We start from the raw sequence: 1,551 nt of genomic DNA on the forward strand, positions 1-1,551 counted from the left end.
CCAACCTGCTAAAAACAGCGGGCCTGTCGTCGCTGCTCTATCCTGATCCGAGAGGCGAATTCGACCTGCGCAGAGAGATCGCAGGCAATCTCTCCATCGCGCGAAACTTCCACTGTCATCCGGAGCAGGTTTTCGTGACGTCCGGATACAGCGCTGGCTTAGGCTTGACACTTCGGGTGCTAGGTCTGGAAGGCCAGAAGGTCTGGATGGAGGAGCCCGGTTTCATGCTCACCCGTAAGGGGCTGGAACTGGCTCGCTTGAATATCGTGCCGATCCCGGTAGACGCAGACGGTATCAACGTCGACTACGGCATCAAGACAGCGCCGGACGCCGCGTTAGCGGTCTTAACTCCTGGTCAGCAAGCGCCTCTAGGCTCGACCTTGTCGTTGAGACGGCGCCTTCAACTGCTTGAGTGGGCGGCTTCAAACGATGCGTGGGTCATTGAAGATGACTACCTTGGAGAACTACAGTTGGAAGGCAGGCCGGCGCCCGCCATGGCATCTCTTGGCGAAGGCAAGCACGTCATCCACATCGGCTCCTTCAGCAAGACTGTTAGCCCTGCTCTTCGGCTTGGCTTCGTTGTTGTCCCGGCCGACCTCGTCAATGCATTCGCGGAGGTGGCCGCGACACTCGCTCCCGCGCCGTCACCGGTCATTCAAGTCGCCACTGCGGAGTTTATGCGGGAGGGCCACTACATCCGACGTGTGCGCCGGCTCAAGCGTCTTTATTCCTCGCAGCGCGATGCTCTGACAGCGGAGTTGTGTAGCCGAAACGCGCAATGGGTAAATGCGGGCCTCGCCGTGCTTCTTCGCCTCCCAGAGGGCGCCCCCGATGTGCGAATCGTTCGCGAGGCAATGACTGCGGGCATCGCGCCATCACCCTTGTCCGCGTGGTTCGCAAATCCATCGTGGACGGTGCCAGGCCTTTTGCTCGGGGTTGCGACCGCGCCCGAACAACACCTTGCCAAATCGTGCCAACGATTGTTCGAGATCATTGAAGGGTACTGCTGACCAAATGGGTCACCCGGCGTTGCCTGATTAGCATAAGTGCAGTTTCGTCGAAAAGCGCAGCTATATGGCTGCTAACTGTTAGCAACGGGGAGGCGCTTTTCCGGCAAGATCGCCGTAGCCATACCACCGTGGGTGGCCATTCTCGAACGTACTTCAGGCTAACTGATCTTACCCACGAACCGCGGACATCTTGAGTTGCTACGGTCTATCGTTTTGCACGAGGCGACAGACCGATCGATATGCTCGCCGAGCGCGACCAAGTACCCAGGTTAATCGCGGAAATGATGAAGAGCTGGGACGTCGACGATGGGACGGTGGGCATGCTGACCGATGCGGCGCTGCTGCTAATGGCACGCTAAGGCCGGCCGCAGCAACAAGTTTAGGAAAAGCGCGCCGGACAGGCGCGTTCTTTTGACCGCTTCCGCTCGATTCCACGAGGCGACCGCTTCAGCGTTCCGCAGCCACGGCGGAGTCGGGGGGCCGGCGGAAGCTGATGGCAAGCCGGTTGTAGGCATTCATCAGGCTGATGGCCATCGTAAGG

1 protein-coding gene is annotated in these 1,551 nt (G+C 59.4%); it reads left to right on the forward strand.

Annotated features, from left to right (window positions below):
- A partial coding sequence (locus tag AB4Y36_RS40400) for a PLP-dependent aminotransferase family protein (protein ID WP_368685928.1) occupies positions 1-1,010 on the forward strand: 1,010 nt, incomplete at its 5' end.
- Between the last annotated feature and the right edge of the window lie 541 nt (positions 1,011-1,551).

Origin of the sequence: Paraburkholderia sp. BR10936 (genome assembly GCF_040965735.1) — a bacterium.
In the GTDB taxonomy this organism is placed as follows: Bacteria; Pseudomonadota; Gammaproteobacteria; order Burkholderiales; family Burkholderiaceae; genus Paraburkholderia; species Paraburkholderia nodosa_A.